This is a genomic window from Pseudomonas sp. A-B-19 (genome assembly GCF_019947515.1).
In the GTDB taxonomy this organism is placed as follows: Bacteria; Pseudomonadota; Gammaproteobacteria; order Pseudomonadales; family Pseudomonadaceae; genus Aquipseudomonas.
The window spans coordinates 151524-168516 of the sequence record NZ_JAGYGN010000004.1; the positions used below are offsets into that span (position 1 = coordinate 151524).

Genomic DNA, 16993 nt, shown 5'->3' on the forward strand with positions numbered 1-16993 from the left:
TTTTTTTTGCCTCAATTTTTTCTGCCGGAGTTTTTCTCAAAATGCTTGCTCGCTGGTTTCCTGCCGCCATCAACACCCGCCCCACCGAATGGAGCCGCGCCGCCATCGGCATGGCCTTGGGCACACTGATGAGCGTGTGGCTCTGTAGCCAGGTGTTCGGCATTGAGGTGGCCCAGCACCTGATCGGCGCGCTGGGGGCCTCGGCGGTGCTGTTGTTTGCCGTGTCTTCGGGCGCGCTCGCCCAACCCTGGTCGATTCTCGGCGGTTACCTGTGCGCCGCAGTGACTGCCTTGCTGGTGGCCCATGTCCTGGGCCGAACCCTGGGTAGCGCTTGCCTGGCCGCGGGCATGGCGTTGGTCCTGATGTGCTGGCTGCGCTGCCTGCATCCACCGGCCGGTGGATTGGCCCTGATCCTGGTGCTGGCCGATCCGGCGACCATTGCCATGGACTGGCTAGCCATTGGACCGGTGATGCTCAGCGCGTCGACGATGCTGCTCTGCGCCCTGGCCTACAACAACCTGACCCGCATACGTTACCCCAAGGGGACCAGCGAACCGGTAGCCGTGATTCCTGCCGATCACCCGCCAGTCGACAGTCAGGCCATCACCGCCGAAGACCTGAAACTGGCGCTGGCCGACATGGAAGCGTTCTATGACGTCACGCCCGAAGACCTCGAACAGTTGATCCAGGCCAGTGAGCTGCACGCCAAACGCCGCAGCGTGGCCGAGGTGTTCGCTCCACGACTGTAAACCACTGGTTTGGAGATTCTTGTGCCCTGGCCGCAATCAGGATTCTCGCCGAGGCCGGCCTGCATCCGCGCAACATGCTGATCGTGGAAACTTCCCTTGGCATGGCCCCGGGAGTGGTCGCGGTGCCGGAAGTCTTGCGTGAGCTGCCCAAGACCCTGCACAACATTTTCGAATCGCCCATCACCGTCGGCGCGCTGTGCGCTATCGTTCTTAATATCTTCCTGCCCGAAGAATTCATCGAACCGGAAGAAGACGAACTCGATCCGCAGACCTCAGTGCTTCAGGTGATGCAGCCCCCGATGTGACCGCTTGGGATGAACTGGCAAAGGCTGCGGTGATCGGACAGTCAAACCGCTAGCCCTTTTTCAGATGAGAGCACGTCCATGCGCAGCGTCCACGCGGTCCTGATGTCCCTTTTGCTCTGCCTGAGCGCCTGTTCCTCACTGCCCAATCGAGACCCGTTGAAAGTCAACGTCGTGGGCATCGAGCCCCTGCAAGGCGAGGGCATGGAAGTGCGCTTTACCGTGAAAATCCGCGTGCAGAACCCCAATGACACCACCCTCTTCTACAGCGGCGTTGCGCTGGACCTGGACATCAACGGCCAACCCTTCGCCTCTGGCGTCACCGATGAGAGTGGCTCGATCGGGCGTTTTTCCGACACCGTCGTGAGCGTGCCGGTCAGCGTTTCGGCACTTTCGGTGATCCGCCAGACCTATGGCATCAGCCGGATGAAGTCGCTTAACAACATGCCCTACATCCTGCACGGCAAGCTCTCGGGTGGGGTGTTCAACACAATGCGTTTCGTGGACAGTGGCACACTCAAACTACCGGGATCGACTACTGGCAGCCGTTAGCCTGCGAAGAAATGACCGTCGCGCCGCTGAATTCACTCGGCGTCATTGAGAATCAGGCTACGGTAATGCCCAGGATTGGACCCCGACCACTTGCGAAACGCCTTGTAGAACGAACTGACATCCGCGAACCCCAGCCGTGTGGCGATCTCACTGAAGCTGATCGCGGGTTCGGCCAGCCAGACAATCGCCAGTTCCTTGCGCACGCCGTCCTTGAGGCCTTGATAGGTTTGCCCTTCTTCGGCCAGTCGGCGGCGCAGGGTTGATGCCGACATGCACAGGCGTTGCGCCAGGACTTCGGTTTCCGGCCAGTGTTCGGCCGGCAGATGGCGTAGATCGTGTTTGATGCGACTGGCCAGGCTCTGCGGATCGCGGTACTTGACCAGAATGTTCGCCGGCGCATGGGCCAGGAAACGCTTGAGTTCTTCGGGGCTGCGCTTGATCGGCAAATCCAGGCAATCGGCGGAGAAAATCATCCGCGTGCGCGGGCGGTCGAAACGCAGGTTCTCGGAAAACATCACCTGATAGTCATCGCAGAAATCCGGTTTCGCACAGCGCAGTTCGACGGCCAGGATTGGGATCCGCCGCCCTGCCAGCCAGCAGGCCACGCCATGCACGATCATCCAGTAGGTGAAATAGGTGAAGGCCCGACGCGGCTCCTTGTCGTCCTCCAGCAGGACGATTTCCGCCAGGCTCTGCTGGCGCACCAGCTGTGCCGGCAAGCCTTCAAGCATCAACGACAGAAACGCCAGGCCGCTGGACAATCCCGCCGCGACGTTAGGCTGGAGCATGGCGCTGCGACACAGGAACGCAAAGCTGCCGGATTTAAGTTTGCGTGGGTCCATGCCAAAAAACTCATCGTCCCCGCGCCGTGCCAGCAGCCGCCACAGGCGCGCATAAGCCGTGGCCGGAACGCGGGCGCTGGTGTTGCCCAACAGCAGCGGGTCGATGCCAACCTTGATCAACACCTCGTCCGTGGCGATTCCCGGCGCGCAGCTTTGCAACAGTGCTTCACGCACCAGTTGAATGGAGATGGTGTCTTTTTCCGACATGGATCGCGGCAAGCCCTGTTCTTGTTCGAGTGGGGGGCATATTAGCCGAAACCACCCGCCCGGCGAGTGTCCCTTGTAGGAGCTGGCTTGCCAGCGAAGGCGGCTGTGCAGGCGACATCGCTGTTGAATGTGCCGGCCACTTCGCTGGCAAGCCAGCTCCTACAAGGGTTTGGCGTCGATCACAGCACTGTGTTTCGACGCTGATTTTGTGGGAGCGAGCTTGCTCCGGGCGGCGATCCGACGATTGTTTTTCTGAAGCCCGCGCAGATTCACAAGATGCGATAAAGCAAGCGCTCGATCCGCACACGACTCACGCGCTTGAGGAACTTGGCCACGCCCGCCGGGTACTCGGCGAGGGTTTCCAGGTTCTGGAAATGCTCGATACGCGATGTGTGCCGGAAGATCTCTGTCAGCTCATCGCGACGCGGCTCCAGCAGTTCACCGTGGGGGTCATCGATCAACAAGGCATTTTCCAGATCGAGTCGAAACGCCCGCGGGTTGAGGTTGTTGCCGGTCAGCAAGGTATAGCGCCGGTCGATCCACATGCCCTTGAGGTGATAGGTGTTGTCGCCGTCACGCCACAGGTGCAGGTTCAACTGGCCGCTGTCGATGTTGCGCTGATGGCGCTTGGCAAACCGGCGCAAGCTGATTTCGTACAGGTATGGCAGCGCCGAAATGACCCGGAACGGTTCGCTCGGCGGAATGTAGAAGTCGTTGGCCGTCTTGTCGCCAACCACAATGTCGATCTTCACCCCACGGGCCAGCGCACGGTTGACCTCGCGGATGATCACCAGCGGCAGGTTGAAGTACGGTGTGCAAATGATCAGTTGCTGCTGGGCGCTGCCGATCAGTTCGCAGATCACCCGGTTCAGCGGATTGTTCTTGCCGACGCCGAGCAAGGGGCTGACCGACAAACCGCTCCTGTCGGTGGTGCCCCGCGAAGTGTCGTAAGCCGCATGTTTGAGGCGGCTGCGCAGGTCGCCGATGTCATGACGCAGGCTGCGGGTGGTCGGCAGGTTCGGCAGGTCGAGGCGGTGCACCGCCTTGGAAGCCACCAGGCCGTGCTGCACCAGGTGCTGCATCGAATCGGCCAGATCACGATTGTGCAGCAGGTGATAGCGGTCGTAGCGGTACTTGTCGAACTTGTGCAGATAGACGTTGTTCAGGCTCGCACCGCTGTAGATCACGCAGTCATCGATCACGAAGCCTTTGAGGTGCAACACACCGAACAGTTCGCGGGTTTGCACCGGGACACCGTAGATCGGCACTTCGCTGGCATGGGTGCGGGTCATTTCCTGATACCAGGCGCAGTTGCCCGGTTGCTTGCCGGCACCGATCAGGCCGCGCTGCGCGCGCAGCCAGTCGACGACCACCACCACGTCCAGTTCCGGACGCGCCAGCTTGGCCGCGTGCAAGGCATCGAGAATTTCCTGGCCGGCTTCATCCTGTTGCAGGTACAGCGCAACGATGTAAATGCGCCGGGTCGCGCTGGCAATTTTCTCCAGCAGGCAACGACGGAATTCGGCAGCGCCAGAGAGGATGCCGACGGCATCGGCCGTCAGCGGAAAACTGCGCAGTTTGGGCAGCAGGGAACGTTTGAAAAGCAACGGCATAGGGCTCGCAAATGGGTCGAATCCGAAGAGCCCCAGAGCTTACACCATGCAAAGGTTCGGGTCTTGTTACTGTCTGTAATGACGCCATCGCTGGCAAGCCAGCTCCTACAGATTGCCCGCGTTCCTCTGTAGGAGCCGGCTTGCCAGCGAAGACCATTTATCAGGCACTATAAAAATATCGATTGACCATGGAGAACGATCGTTCTACTGTTGGCCACATGAACGAAATCACTGACAATGACACACGAAATATCATTCTGGATGTCACCGAAAAGCTGATCTACAAAAGTGGCATTGCCGCCACGGGCATGGATCTTCTGGTGAAAACCGCCGGCGTCTCCAGAAAGAGCATTTACCGCTACTTCGCCAACAAGGACGATCTGGTTGTGGCCGCCCTGCAACGCCGCGACCAGCGCTGGATGCGCTGGTACAGAGGCGAAGTCGGCCAGGCACAAACCCCGGCCGAACGACTGCTCAACCTGTTTACCGTACTCAAGTCGTGGTTCGCCTCCGAAGGTTTCCGCGGCTGCGCTTTCATCAACACCAGCGGTGAAACCGGCGACCCGCAAGACCCGGTGCGACTGGTCGCCAAAAAGCATAAACAGAAGCTGCTCGACTACGTGTGCGAGTTGTGTACCGAATATGGCGCCGAGGATCCGCAGATGCTGGCCAGACAGATGCTGATCCTGATCGATGGTGCCATCACCGTGGCGCTTGTAATGGGTGATCACAGTGCCGCCGATAATGCGCAATGCATAGCGCGAAAGTTGTTGGACCTGTAGCAACTTGACCAAGCTCGACCCGATGTTTGAACTTTAACTTGATACGGAGACTTGAAATGTCTAATGCCGAAGTTCGTCCGCCATTACCCCCTTTCACCCGTGAATCGGCCATTGAAAAAATTCGCCTGGCTGAAGACGGCTGGAACTCCCGCGACCCCGAGCGCGTGTCCCTGGCCTACACCCTGGACACTCAATGGCGCAATCGCGCCGAGTTCGCCCACAACCGCGAAGAAGCCAAAGCTTTCCTGACCCGCAAATGGGCCAAGGAACTGGATTATCGGCTGATCAAGGAACTCTGGGCCTTTACCGGCAACCGCATTGCGGTGCGTTACGCCTATGAATGGCACGACGACTCGGGCAACTGGTTCCGCTCCTACGGCAACGAAAACTGGGAGTTCAACGAGGACGGCCTGATGGCCCGCCGCTTCGCTTGCATCAACGACTTGCCGATCAAGGAAAGCGAGCGCAAGTTTCACTGGCCGCTGGGGCGTCGTCCTGACGATCATCCGGGCCTGTCGGATCTTGGCCTGTAAACAGTACCAACCCCTGTAGGAGCTGGCTTGCCAGCGAAGGCGTCGTCAGGTCTGGCATCAATGATGGCTGACACTCCGCTTTCGCTGGCAAGCCAGTTCCTGCATTGGTTTTGTGTTGTTCGGGTGGGTAAGATGTCGCCCCTTCTCCGCAGACTCTTCCTGCACCTGCCGAATAAGCCGATCCCATGCCTTTCGAACTCAGCGTTGACCTCTCCACCCTGGCCATTCTGGCCCTTGTCGCTTTTGTTGCCGGTTTCATCGATGCCATTGCCGGTGGCGGCGGGCTGTTGACCACCCCCGCCCTGCTCACGGCCGGCCTGCCGCCGCATCTGGTGCTGGGCACCAACAAGCTCAGCTCGACCTTCGGTTCGGCGATTGCCAGTTTCACCTTCTACCGCCGCAAGCTGTTCCATCCCGCGCAATGGATGCACGCCATCGTCGGCACCCTGGTCGGTGCGCTGACCGGTGCCGTGGTCGCGCATTATCTGCCGGCGGAGTGGCTGAACAAAATGCTGCCGGTGATCGTCTTCGCCTGTGGTGTTTATCTTTTGTTTGGCGGCACGCCGAAAGCGCCAACGGACAGCGATGCACCGATCAAGAAAACGTGGCAGTCGACCCAAGGCTTCAGCCTCGGCTTCTATGACGGCGTGGCCGGTCCCGGCACGGGCGCGTTCTGGACCGTGAGCAGCCTGCTGCTCTACCCCATCGACCTGGTGAAAGCCAGCGGTGTGGCGCGCAGCATGAACTTCGTCAGCAACGCGGCAGCGCTGTCGATCTTCATCTTTTCCGGTCAGGTGGACTGGATCATCGGCCTGTGCATGGGCTCGTCGTTGATGGTCGGCGCGTTCTTCGGTGCCCGCACCGCCATCAGCGGCGGTGCGAAATTCATTCGCCCGGTGTTCATCACCGTGGTGCTGGGCCTGACCGTGCGTCTAGCCTGGCAGCACTGGTTCAGCGTGGCCTGAACGCCGCGCCACATAGAGGTCGATCAGGTAACGGGCAATCGAGCGTGACGCCGGCAACGGCGGCAGCTCGTGCACGTTGAACCACTGGGCGTCCTCGATCTCGTCTTCCTGACAGACGATCTCGCCACTGGCGTATTCGGCATGAAAGCCGAGCATCATAGAGTGCGGGAACGGCCAGCACTGGCTGCCCATGTACTGGATGTTCCTGACCTCGATGCTCACCTCTTCGCGAACCTCGCGAATCAGGCAGTCTTCGGCCGACTCGCCCGGCTCGGCAAAACCGGCCAGGGTGCTGTAGACCCCCGGCACAAAGCGCGGCGAACGCCCCAGCAGAATCTCGTCGCCGCGGGTCACCAGCACGATCATGCTCGGCGAAATCCGTGGATAGCTGCGCAGATCGCACGGCTGGCAATACATTGCCCGTTCGCGCGGCACCTGGGTCATGGCCTGGCCGCAGTTGCCGCAAAAGCGATGTTCACGGGCCCAGGTGCCGATCTGAGCGGCGTAACCAAGCACCTTGTAGAGCGTGTGATCACCCTCCAGCATGAACGCCCGCAGGCCTTTCCAGTTGCAACCCGGCACCTCGCTGTGACTGCGCAGTTCCAGCAGATAGACCGGCTCGCCATCGAGATGACCGATGCCATGCTCGGCGAGAATCGGCAGATCCTGGCGCTTGAGCCATTCGCGCGCAAACAGCGCGCCATTGTCATCGAACAGAAAGCCCTCGGGGCTGCGCGCGACGGCCCAGCCGCCGGGTTGATCGGTGTCCAGTACTGCAGTGGTCCAGCGAGGAATCATGTTAATCAATCCAGAAATTCGGGTTTCTGTTTGCTCATATGGGCGGCCATGGCCACGCGCAGATCGGTGGATTGCAGCATGGCGGCGTTCCAGGTGGCGATGTATTCGAGGCCGTCATCGATGCGATGGTCACGCATGTAGCTGATCATCTCTTTGGTGCCGGTGACGGCGATCGGCGACTTGCCGGCGATTTCGCGGGCAATGCCCATGACGCCGTCGAGCAGGCTGGCGTTGTCGTTGTAGACGCGATTGACCAGGCCCATGCTCCGCGCTTCGTCGGCACCAAACGTGCGACCAGTGTAAGCCAGTTCACGCAGCATGCCGTCACCGATGATCCGCGGCAAGCGTTGCAACGTGCCGACGTCGGCGGCCATGCCGATGTCGATTTCCTTGATCGAAAACTGTGCGTCTTCGGCGGCATAACGCATGTCACACGCGGCGATCAAGTCGATGGCGCCACCCAGACAGTAGCCATGAATCGCTGCAAGCACCGGTTTGCGGCAGTTATCGACGGCATTGAACGACGCCTGCAGGGTGAGGATCTTGCGCCGCAGCAGGCGTGCGTTGCGTCCGACGTCCTTGCCCAGTTCATTGGCCACGCCGGCCAGCATCATCAGGTCGATACCCGAGGAGAAATGTTTGCCTGCACCGCTGAGGACCACCACGCGCACTTCATCGGTGTCATCGATCCACTGGAAGATCTCGACGATCTCGCTCCAGAACGCAGCGTTCATCGAGTTGATCTTCTCCGGGCGGTTGATCTGCACATGGGCGATTTTATCGACCAGTTCGACGTTGAACGCGCTGTACCGAGACATGCCAGTGATCCTTTTGCGGGCAAAAATGAGACCCGAACTATAACAAGGCATCAAGGTGGGCAGTAAGGCAGCGGTTCGGCCAAATGCGGGACTCGCCAAGCTGCACCTTAATGGTGCGCCACCACCAGAACGTGGCGCACATTTATGTGACTGCCCGGTGACTTTTTGAGGCCAAAACGCAAAAAAACATGCACTTCGTCGGGGCATTTGCACCTCGTTCAGGCACGTCCGTACCGCTACAAACCGATTGTCGAACAATTTTGCCATCTGAGCTTTATCGCTCTAAGTTCTGGCCTAGACTCATTTTCTCGGGGCAAAACCGGCCGGTCACAAAGTGGAAAAATAGTCGAAACTTTTTCCAATCCCGATCGGTCCTCTGAAAAGACGGTGCGTTGCGACTGGTGCAATCTTTGCAGTGGCTCATTCACCCATTCTGCTTCAGCGCATTGGGCAGCGCTTGCTCACTGATGCGTAGCGCGTTTGCGCCCGGCCACGGAAATTGGCCATGGAACACCGTTTGCCAGACCTAAGAATTAGATCAACAACACGGGAGATTCATATGACCAGTACGGCATTGGAAATACAGGGAGAGCGTGCTCATCAGGTCGCTGAGTCGAGCGCCGCAACTGCCGCAAACACCCAACCCGTCAGCGTTCCTGGCAGCAGGACGCTGACCCCGGTAGCCAACCGGAACCCGAACCGTAAAAAAGTCTTGTTCGTCACCTCGGAAATCGCCGACCTGGTGAAAACCGGTGGCCTGGGCGACGTTTCCGCAGCGCTGCCACGGGCGATGGCCCATCTGCACGATGTTCGGGTGTTGATCCCCGGTTACCCCCAAGTGCTGCACAGCGAGAACCCCATTCATATCATCGGTGAGCTTGGCGGTCATGCCGCGTTGCCACCGTGCAAGATCGGGCGCATGGACATGCCCGACGGTTTGGTCATTTACGTACTGATCTGCCCCGAACTCTACGAGCGCGAAGGTTCACCCTACGGCGCCAACAACGGCCGCGACTGGCCGGACAACCATATCCGTTTCGCCCGCCTGGGCCTGGCGGCGGCCGATATTGCCGCCAACCTCGCGCAAATCCACTGGTGCCCGGACCTGGTGCACGCCCATGACTGGCCGGCCGGCCTGGCCCCCGCTTATATGCACTGGCGTGGACAGCGCACCCCCACCCTGTTCACCATCCACAACCTGGCGTACCAGGGCGTGACCAGCCTGGGTTCGTGCCCCGAATTGGGCATCCCCCATCACGCGCTGCAACAGGAAGGCATGGAGTTCTACGGCAAGATGTCGTTCCTCAAGGCCGGCATGGCCTATTCGAGCCACATCACCACAGTCAGCGCGACCTACGCCCAGGAAATCACCACCCCGGATTTCGGCTGCGGTCTCGACGGCTTTCTCGCCGCCAAGACCCAGCAAGGCCTGCTCAGCGGGATTCCCAACGGCATCGATGAAAGCTGGGACGCGGCGACCGATCCGCACCTGTTCTGCCCGTTCAGCATCGGCGACTGGGAGGGCAAGGCCGTGAACGCCGCTCATGTCCGCGAGCTGTTCGGCCTGGAAAAATCCGAAGGCCCACTGTTTGCAGTGGTTTCGCGGCTGGTTTATCAGAAAGGCCTGGACCTCACCGAGGCGGTCTCTGAATACATTGTCAAATCCGGTGGCCAGATCGCGATCATCGGCCGTGGCGAGCCGGAGGAAGAACAGTCGATGCGCGAACTGGCCTTGCGTTTCCCCGGGCAGATCGGCGTGCGCATCGGCTTCAACGAAACCGACGCCCGGCGCATGTTCGCCGGCAGCGACTTCCTGCTGATGCCGTCGCGTTATGAGCCGTGCGGCCTGAGCCAGATGTACGCCCAGCGCTTCGGCTCGTTGCCGGTGGCACGCAATACCGGTGGCCTGGCCGACACCATCGAGGACGGCGTGACCGGTTTCCTGTTCGATGAATCCACGGTGCAGAGCTATCAGCAAGCCCTGAGTCGCGCATTCAAGGTATTCGCCTTCCCCGACCTGCTGCACGCCATGCGTTGCCGCGCCATGGCCGCGCCGTTCAACTGGTGCAAGGCGGTCGAACCCTACGCCGAACTCTATGAACAGCTTGTGGCGAAAGCATTGGGGAAATCGAACAAACAGTAAGAGGCTTTCAAGATGCCGTTACGGACCCTTGAGACCTGGCCGCACGGCGCAATCATGCTGGACGCAGAGCACACGCGATTCGCGTTGTGGGCGCCAGATGCGTTTTACGTCAGTGTCGAACTGGAAAATGGACTGTCCTTGCCGTTGCTGCCCCAGGCCGACGGCTGGTTCGTGAGCAACACCCGATGCCCGGCAGGTACGCGTTACCGCTACAGCATCGACGGTGAACTGCAAGTGCCCGACCCCGCCTCCCGCGCTCAGGCCGGCGGCATTGACCAGCCCAGCGTGGTGGTCGATCCGTTGGCCTATGCGTGGCAACACAGTACCTGGCTGGGACGACCGTGGAACGAAGCGGTGATTTATGAGTTGCACGTCGGTGCGCTCGGCGGCTTCACTGCCGTCGAGCAGCATCTGGCACGCCTGGTCGAACTGGGTGTCACCGCAATCGAACTGATGCCCATCGCGCAGTTTCCCGGTGAGCGCAATTGGGGCTATGACGGCGTCCTGCCCTACGCGCCCCAGGCGTCATACGGCTCACCCGAGCAGCTCAAGCACTTGATCGACACCGCCCACGGCCACGGTCTGTCGGTGATTCTCGACGTGGTCTACAACCACTTCGGCCCGGACGGCAATTACCTGCATCGTTATGCCAGTGGTTTCTTTCGCGAAGACCGACACACACCGTGGGGCGCGGCCATCGACTTGCGCCGTCGCGAAGTACGGGACTTCTTCATCGAAAACGCCTTGATGTGGCTGCTGGAATACCGATTCGACGGATTACGCCTGGACGCGGTACACGCCATCGAAGACCCGGATTTTCTTCAGGAGCTGGCGCGACGGGTGCGCGAGCAGACGGGACCGGCGCGGCATGTGTGGCTGATGGTCGAGAACGAACACAACCAGGCCAGCCTGCTCGAACAGGGTTACGACGCGCAATGGAACGATGACGGCCACAACGCCCTGCATGTATTGCTGACCGGCGAAACCGACGCCTATTACGCCGACTACGCGCAAAACCCCACCGAACAACTGGCGCGCTGCCTGAGCCAGGGTTTCGTGTTCCAGGGCCATCTCAACCGCCATGGTGTGGCGCGCGGTGAACCCAGCGGGCATTTGCCCCCCGGCGCATTCATCCTGTTTTTGCAGAACCATGACCAGATTGGCAATCGGGCCTTCGGCGAGCGCCTGCATCAGCTCGCCCACCCGCAAGCGCTGCGGGCCGCCACGGTGTTGCTGCTGCTGTCGCCGATGATTCCATTGCTGTTCATGGGAGACGAGTTTGCCGTCGAACAACCCTTCCTGTTTTTCACCAGCCATCACGGTGAATTGGCAAAACGGGTACGCGATGGCCGGCGCAACGAGTTCGCGGCGTTCAGCGCGTTTGCGGACCCGCGTCAGCGCGAACACATTCCGGACCCGAACGATCCGCAGACATTTGCAGCGTCCCGCCCTGTCCTGCCCTCGATCGGCCACAGCGAGATGCACGACCTGTACAGCCGACTGTTGCAGATCCGGCACCGGCTCATCGTCCCGCACTTGCCGGGCACCCAGGCACTGGGCACCGAGGTGTTGGGCGAAGGCGCGGTCAGTGCAGCCTGGCGATTGGGCGATGGCAGCCAACTGCGTATTGATCTGAATCTCAGCGACAGGCCCGTAGGCCACACTTCACAGACCGGTGCCACATGGTTGTTCCAATACCCGCCAGAGAGCGCCGGCCTTCTGGACCTGGGCACTCTTGCCCCGTATTGCGCGCTCGTCAGCCTCGCTGCCGCAGCCCCTTTGCTTACCCCGTATGGAGAGCGTCCATGAGTGATGCGCAACTGGAAATCCTGGCCAGCCGTGCCGGCCTCGCGGTCGACTGGCTCGACGCCAACGGTCGACCGCAAAAAGTCGCGCCTTCAGTGTTGCGCAACGTGCTGAGCGGCCTTGGCCATCCGGCCGGCAGTGCCCAGGAAATCGACGCCAGCCTGCTGGAATTGCAAGCGGCGCAACAGACCCATCAACTGCCGCCATTGATCACCGCCGATGTGGGGGCGGGCCTGGACCTGGCGCGTTATTTCGAGCCGGAAACCCCTTGCGAAATCCACCTTGAAGACGGTTCGCGGCTCAACCTGAAACTGGACGCCAACGCAGTGCTGCCGGGGTTGGTGCCGGTCGGCTATCAACAGGTCGGCATCGACGGACAAACGTTCACTCTGGCAGTGGCCCCGGCCCGTTGCTACAGCGTGGCCGATGCCGTGGATAACCCCATCCCGCGTGCCTGGGGCCTGAGCGTGCAGTTGTACGGATTGCGCCGCCCCGGCGATGGCGGGTTTGGTGACACCCAGGCGCTGGAAGACCTCGCCCGGGTGGCCGGTGAGCGTGGCGCCGAGGCGCTGGCGATCAGCCCGTTGCATGCGATGTTTTCCAGTGACACCCAACGCTATAGCCCGTATTCGCCGTCCAGCCGTTTGTTTCTCAACAGCCTTTACTGCGCCCCCGGCACCATTCTCGGCGAACGCGCCCTGCGTACCGCCATTGATGCAACCGGCCTGGCCATTGAGCTCAAAGCGCTGGAAGAACGTCCGCTGATTGACTGGCCGGCCGCCGCCGAAGCCAAGTATCGATTGTTGCAGGCCCTGTATGAAGGCTTCGTCCAGGGTGAACACCCGTTGCACGAAGACTTCAACAGTTTTCGTCACGCGGCTGGCGAAGCACTGGAAAACCACTGTCGCTTCGAAGCCATCCAGCAGGTGCGCGCAGCCCGCGGTGAGCACCTCGACTGGCGGCAGTGGCCCGAGCCCTGGCGCAACCCGCGTAGCGCCGAACTGGCGGCATTCGCCGAAGAAAATGCCGGGCGCATCGGCTTCTTCGCCTTCTGCCAGTGGCTGATCACCCGTTGCCTGGAGCGCGCGCAAACCGCCGCCCGCGCCAGCGGCATGAGTATCGGCCTGATTGCCGATCTGGCCGTCGGTGCCGATGGCGGCGGCAGCCAGGCCTGGAGCCGTCAGGACGAACTGCTCGCCGCCCTCACCGTCGGGGCGCCGCCGGACATTCTCAACCGCAGTGGCCAGGGCTGGGGGATTTCCGCGTTTTCCCCCGAAGGCCTGGTACGCAATGGTTTCCGGGCCTTCATCGAAATGCTGCGGGCCAATTTCGCCCATTGCGGGGGCTTGCGCATCGATCACGTCATGGGGCTGCAGCGCTTGTGGGTGATCCCCAACGGCTCGTCGCCGGCTGACGGCGCCTACCTGTATTACCCGGTGGACGATCTGCTGCGTTTGCTGAGCCTGGAATCCCATCGTCACCAGGCCATCGTCCTCGGTGAAGACCTCGGCACCGTGCAGGATGGCCTGCGGGAGAAACTCATCGCCCGTTCGATACTCGGTATGCGGGTGTTGCTGTTCGAACAGGACAATACGCACTTCAAGCCGATCCTCGACTGGCCGGACAACGCCCTGGCGACCACCAGCACCCATGACCTGCCCACCCTCAACGGCTGGTGGCATGGCCGCGATATCGACTGGAACGCCCGGCTCGGCATGATCGATGCCAGCACTGAAATCGAATGGCGCCAGCACCGCGAGCGCGAGCGTGAGGGACTGCGCCGGGCGTTGAGCCAGGACCCGCAGAACTTTCGCGAAGAGTCCCACGAAACCGACCAGGTGCTCGATGCCAGCGTGCGCTTCCTCGGCCATACCCGCTCGCCGTTGGTGTTGCTGCCACTGGAAGATGCCCTTGGCGTGGAACAACAGGCCAATCTGCCGGGCACCATCGATACTCATCCGAACTGGTCGCGGCGCTTGCCCGGATACAGCGAGGCCCTGCTCGATGGAGCGGATGCCGCGCGGCGTCTGGAGCTGCTCGCCTGTGCGCGACTGCAGGCGGCCGAGCGTGATCGATGACTCAAGTGCCGAGCCGACCATTGCGCGCCACGTTGCGCCTGCAATTTCATAAAGGCTTCACGCTGGAAGATGCGGTGCCACTGGTGCCGTATTTCGCCCGTCTCGGCATCAGCCATGTCTACGCCTCCCCGCTGTTGCGCGCCCGCGCCGGGTCAATGCACGGCTATGACGTGGTGGACCCGACAAGGGTCAATCCGGAGCTGGGCGGTGAGGCGGCGCTGCGCAGCCTGGTCGATGCCCTGCACGGGCACGACATGGGGTTGATCCTCGATATCGTCTCCAACCACATGGCGGTCGGCGGCAGTGATAATCCCTGGTGGCTGGATTTGCTGGAGTGGGGGCGCCTGAGCCCCTACGGCGAGTTTTTCGACATCCAGTGGCACTCGCCCGACCCGTTGATGGAGGGCCAGTTGCTCCTGCCGTTTCTGGGCAGCGACTATGGCGTCGCATTGCAGGACGGCACCCTGCCCCTGCGCTTCGATGCCTGGCACGCAAGCTTTCACGTCGAGTACTACGAACACCGTTTTCCCATTTGCCCCCGGGATTACGGCGAACTGCTCAAGGTCGATGCGCCGCTCGATACGCAACAGGCCGAACAACTCAAATCCCTGGCCGATCGCTTCAGCACCCTGAGCTACCAGACCAATGCCCACAGCCTGGCGCTACCGCTCAAGGCAGAACTGCGCGACCTGGTCTGCGATCCGGCCATTGCCCAAGCCATTGACCGGCACCTGAAAAACTACGATTCGGTAACCGACGAAGGCTTCCAGCGCCTGCACAATCTGCTGGAACGCCAGAGCTATCGCCTGGCCAGTTGGCGCACCGCCGCCGATGACATCAACTGGCGGCGCTTCTTTGATATCAATGAACTCGCCGGGCTGCGCGTCGAGCGTCCCACCGTGTTCGAAGCCACCCACACGAAGATCTTCCAACTGGTGGCCGAAGGGCTGATCGACGGGTTGCGCATCGACCATATCGACGGCCTTGCCGACCCGCGGGGCTACTGCCGAAAACTGCGCCGGCGGGTCGACAGCCTGTCCGCGGGACGCCACCTGCCCATCTACGTCGAAAAGATCCTCGGCGAAGGCGAAAGCCTGCCTGGTGACTGGTCGGTGGATGGCACCACTGGCTACGAATTCATGAACCAGTTGTCACTGCTGCAAACCGACCCCAGGGGTGCGCAGGCGCTGACCGAGCGCTGGAAGCGTCACAGCGAGCGGCCCGCTGACTTCTCCCAGGAAGCCCAACTGGCCCGCAAGCAAATCCTCAACGGCTCCCTGGCCGGGGATTTCGAAAGCGTCGCCCAGGCCTTGCTGCAAGTGGCCCGGGACAATCTCATGACCCGCGACCTGACCCTCGGCGCCATTCGCCGGGCCTTGCAGGCGTTGATCGTGCATTTCCCGGTGTACCGCATCTACATCAGCCCCCTCGGCCGGTCCGCCCAGGACGAGGTGTTTTTCCAGCAGGCCATGGCCGGCGCCCGGCAAACCCTGGGCGAGGCAGACTGGCCGGTGCTCGACTGCCTGGCCGGCTGGCTCGGCGGTGAACCCTGGCGGCAGCGCCCGGCCGGTCGCCAGCGCAAACGCCTCAAGCACGCCTGCGTACGCTTCCAGCAACTGACTTCGCCGGCCGCGGCGAAAGCGGTCGAGGACACCGCGTTCTATCGGTCGGCGGTCCTGCTCTCGCGCAACGATGTGGGGTTCAACACCCAGCGGTTCAGTGCGCCGGTTGCCGACTTTCATCAAGCCTGCATCGAGCGCCTCGAGACCTTCCCGGACAATCTGCTGGCCAGCGCCACCCACGACCACAAGCGCGGGGAAGACTCACGGGCGCGGCTGGCGGTATTGAGCGAGCGCAGCGACTGGTACGCCGACCAGATCGGTCTGTGGCGCACCCTCGCCCGGCCACTGCGCAGTGACGATCAAGTGCCGTCGGCGGGCGATGAGTTGATTCTGTACCAGACGATGCTCGGCAGTTGGCCTCTGCAATTGCGTTTCGATGATCCGCTCGCCCTCGAAGACTACGCAAAACGCCTCAGGCAATGGCAACGCAAGGCCCTGCGCGAAGCCAAATTGCTAAGCAGCTGGAGCGCGCCCAATGACACTTGTGAGCAGGTGTGCGAGGACTTCATCCAGCGCCTGTTGTTCAGCCCCGAAGGTGAGCTGTTGCGTACGGCGCTGGCCAAGGCTGCCCGTTCGATTGCCGTCCCCGGTGCGCTCAACGGTTTGGCGCAAACCTTGCTGCGCATGACCGTACCCGGCGTGCCGGATCTGTATCAGGGCAACGACTTCTGGGACTTCAGCCTGGTCGATCCGGACAACCGTCGCCCGGTGGATTACGCCAGCCGCCAGCAGGCACTGCAGCAAGCGCTGGACCTTCCAGACTTGCTGCTGAACTGGCGTGACGGGCGCATCAAGCAGGCCTTGATTGCCCGCACTCTGGGTTTGCGTGCCGAGCATGCCGAACTGTTTCGGCGTGGGACTTACCAGGCTCTGGAAGTGGTGGGCAGCGAGGCCCATCGAGTGCTGGCTTTTGTCCGTGAACGGGAGGGAAAACGCGCCATCGTGATTGTGCCGATACGTTGTGCCGGGCTGCTGGAAAACGGTGCCGTGCCACAGGTCCGCGCGCTGCTGTGGGGCGATACCCGGGTCAAATTGCCGTTCACCATCCCTGACGAAAATCTGAAGGGACTTTTTTCCGGCGTCGCAGTCACACAACACAGGGAGCTGCTCGTCAGCGCCGCGCTGGGGGATTTCCCGGTCAATCTCTTTATTCAAACTACCCACACTTGAGTTCAGTTCAGGA

At 61.4% G+C, this 16993-nt stretch carries 13 protein-coding genes and 1 pseudogene; 10 read left to right on the forward strand and 4 right to left on the reverse strand.

Features of this window, described 5'->3' with window-relative positions; all coding sequences use genetic code 11:
• Positions 1-41: 41 nt before the first annotated feature.
• The 3 genes and pseudogenes from KGA81_RS06305 (at position 42) to KGA81_RS06315 (ending at position 1603) form a co-directional block, all read left to right on the forward strand.
• On the forward strand, positions 42-749 hold the full coding sequence (locus KGA81_RS06305; RefSeq protein ID WP_223545039.1) for an HPP family protein: 708 nt from the start codon (positions 42-44) through the stop codon (positions 747-749).
• A 23-nt stretch (positions 750-772) separates the two neighbouring features.
• Positions 773-1107, forward strand: a pseudogene (locus KGA81_RS06310) (xanthine permease XanP); the annotation flags it as partial.
• 25 nt (positions 1108-1132) lie between these two features.
• Positions 1133-1603 (forward strand): LEA type 2 family protein, encoded by a 471-nt coding sequence (locus KGA81_RS06315; RefSeq protein WP_223545040.1) that lies wholly within the window; start codon positions 1133-1135, stop codon positions 1601-1603.
• A gap of 32 nt (positions 1604-1635) precedes the next feature.
• Here the strand turns inward: KGA81_RS06315 and KGA81_RS06320 are convergent, their stop codons facing one another.
• Together KGA81_RS06320 and pssA are read right to left on the reverse strand one after the other, a co-directional pair.
• Entirely contained in the window at positions 1636-2652 is a 1017-nt protein-coding gene (locus KGA81_RS06320; protein WP_223545199.1) for an AraC family transcriptional regulator, read from the reverse strand.
• Between the two features lie 269 nt (positions 2653-2921).
• The gene (gene pssA / locus KGA81_RS06325; RefSeq protein WP_223545041.1) at positions 2922-4265 is read right to left on the reverse strand and encodes a CDP-diacylglycerol--serine O-phosphatidyltransferase; all 1344 of its coding nucleotides are present in this window, start codon (positions 4263-4265) and stop codon (positions 2922-2924) included.
• A gap of 218 nt (positions 4266-4483) precedes the next feature.
• Between pssA and KGA81_RS06330 the strand changes: the two genes are divergently transcribed.
• The 3 genes from KGA81_RS06330 (at position 4484) to KGA81_RS06340 (ending at position 6545) form a co-directional block, all read left to right on the forward strand.
• A complete protein-coding gene (locus tag KGA81_RS06330; protein WP_223545042.1) occupies positions 4484-5047 on the forward strand; it encodes a TetR/AcrR family transcriptional regulator in 564 nt (187 codons plus the stop codon).
• A gap of 56 nt (positions 5048-5103) precedes the next feature.
• The gene (locus KGA81_RS06335; RefSeq protein WP_223545043.1) at positions 5104-5580 is read left to right on the forward strand and encodes a DUF1348 family protein; all 477 of its coding nucleotides are present in this window, start codon (positions 5104-5106) and stop codon (positions 5578-5580) included.
• Positions 5581-5765: 185 nt separating this feature from the next.
• Complete coding sequence (locus tag KGA81_RS06340; RefSeq protein ID WP_223545044.1) at positions 5766-6545, forward strand: TSUP family transporter; 780 nt, start codon at positions 5766-5768, stop codon at positions 6543-6545.
• Here the strand turns inward: KGA81_RS06340 and nudC are convergent.
• Together nudC and KGA81_RS06350 are read right to left on the reverse strand one after the other, a co-directional pair.
• Positions 6513-7343: an NAD(+) diphosphatase gene (nudC, locus tag KGA81_RS06345; protein WP_223545045.1), complete on the reverse strand. Its 831-nt coding sequence runs from the start codon at positions 7341-7343 to the stop codon at positions 6513-6515. The genes KGA81_RS06340 and nudC overlap by 33 nt on opposite strands.
• A gap of 5 nt (positions 7344-7348) precedes the next feature.
• On the reverse strand, positions 7349-8161 hold the full coding sequence (locus tag KGA81_RS06350) for a crotonase/enoyl-CoA hydratase family protein (protein ID WP_223545046.1): 813 nt from the start codon (positions 8159-8161) through the stop codon (positions 7349-7351).
• Between the two features lie 559 nt (positions 8162-8720).
• Here KGA81_RS06350 and glgA point away from each other — a divergent pair.
• Genes glgA through KGA81_RS06370 form a run of 4 tightly spaced genes read left to right on the forward strand, consistent with a single transcriptional unit; the run spans position 8721 to position 16980 of the window.
• Complete coding sequence (glgA, locus tag KGA81_RS06355) at positions 8721-10304, forward strand: glycogen synthase GlgA (protein ID WP_223545047.1); 1584 nt, start codon at positions 8721-8723, stop codon at positions 10302-10304.
• Positions 10305-10316: 12 nt separating this feature from the next.
• Positions 10317-12113 (forward strand): malto-oligosyltrehalose trehalohydrolase, encoded by a 1797-nt coding sequence (gene treZ / locus KGA81_RS06360; RefSeq protein WP_223545048.1) that lies wholly within the window; start codon positions 10317-10319, stop codon positions 12111-12113.
• Positions 12110-14188, forward strand: coding sequence for a 4-alpha-glucanotransferase (gene malQ, locus KGA81_RS06365; RefSeq protein ID WP_223545049.1), 2079 nt, complete (start codon positions 12110-12112; stop codon positions 14186-14188). Before treZ ends, malQ begins: the two co-directional genes overlap by 4 nt.
• Positions 14185-16980: a malto-oligosyltrehalose synthase gene (locus tag KGA81_RS06370; RefSeq protein ID WP_223545050.1), complete on the forward strand. Its 2796-nt coding sequence runs from the start codon at positions 14185-14187 to the stop codon at positions 16978-16980. Before malQ ends, KGA81_RS06370 begins: the two co-directional genes overlap by 4 nt.
• The last annotated feature ends 13 nt before the right edge of the window (positions 16981-16993 follow it).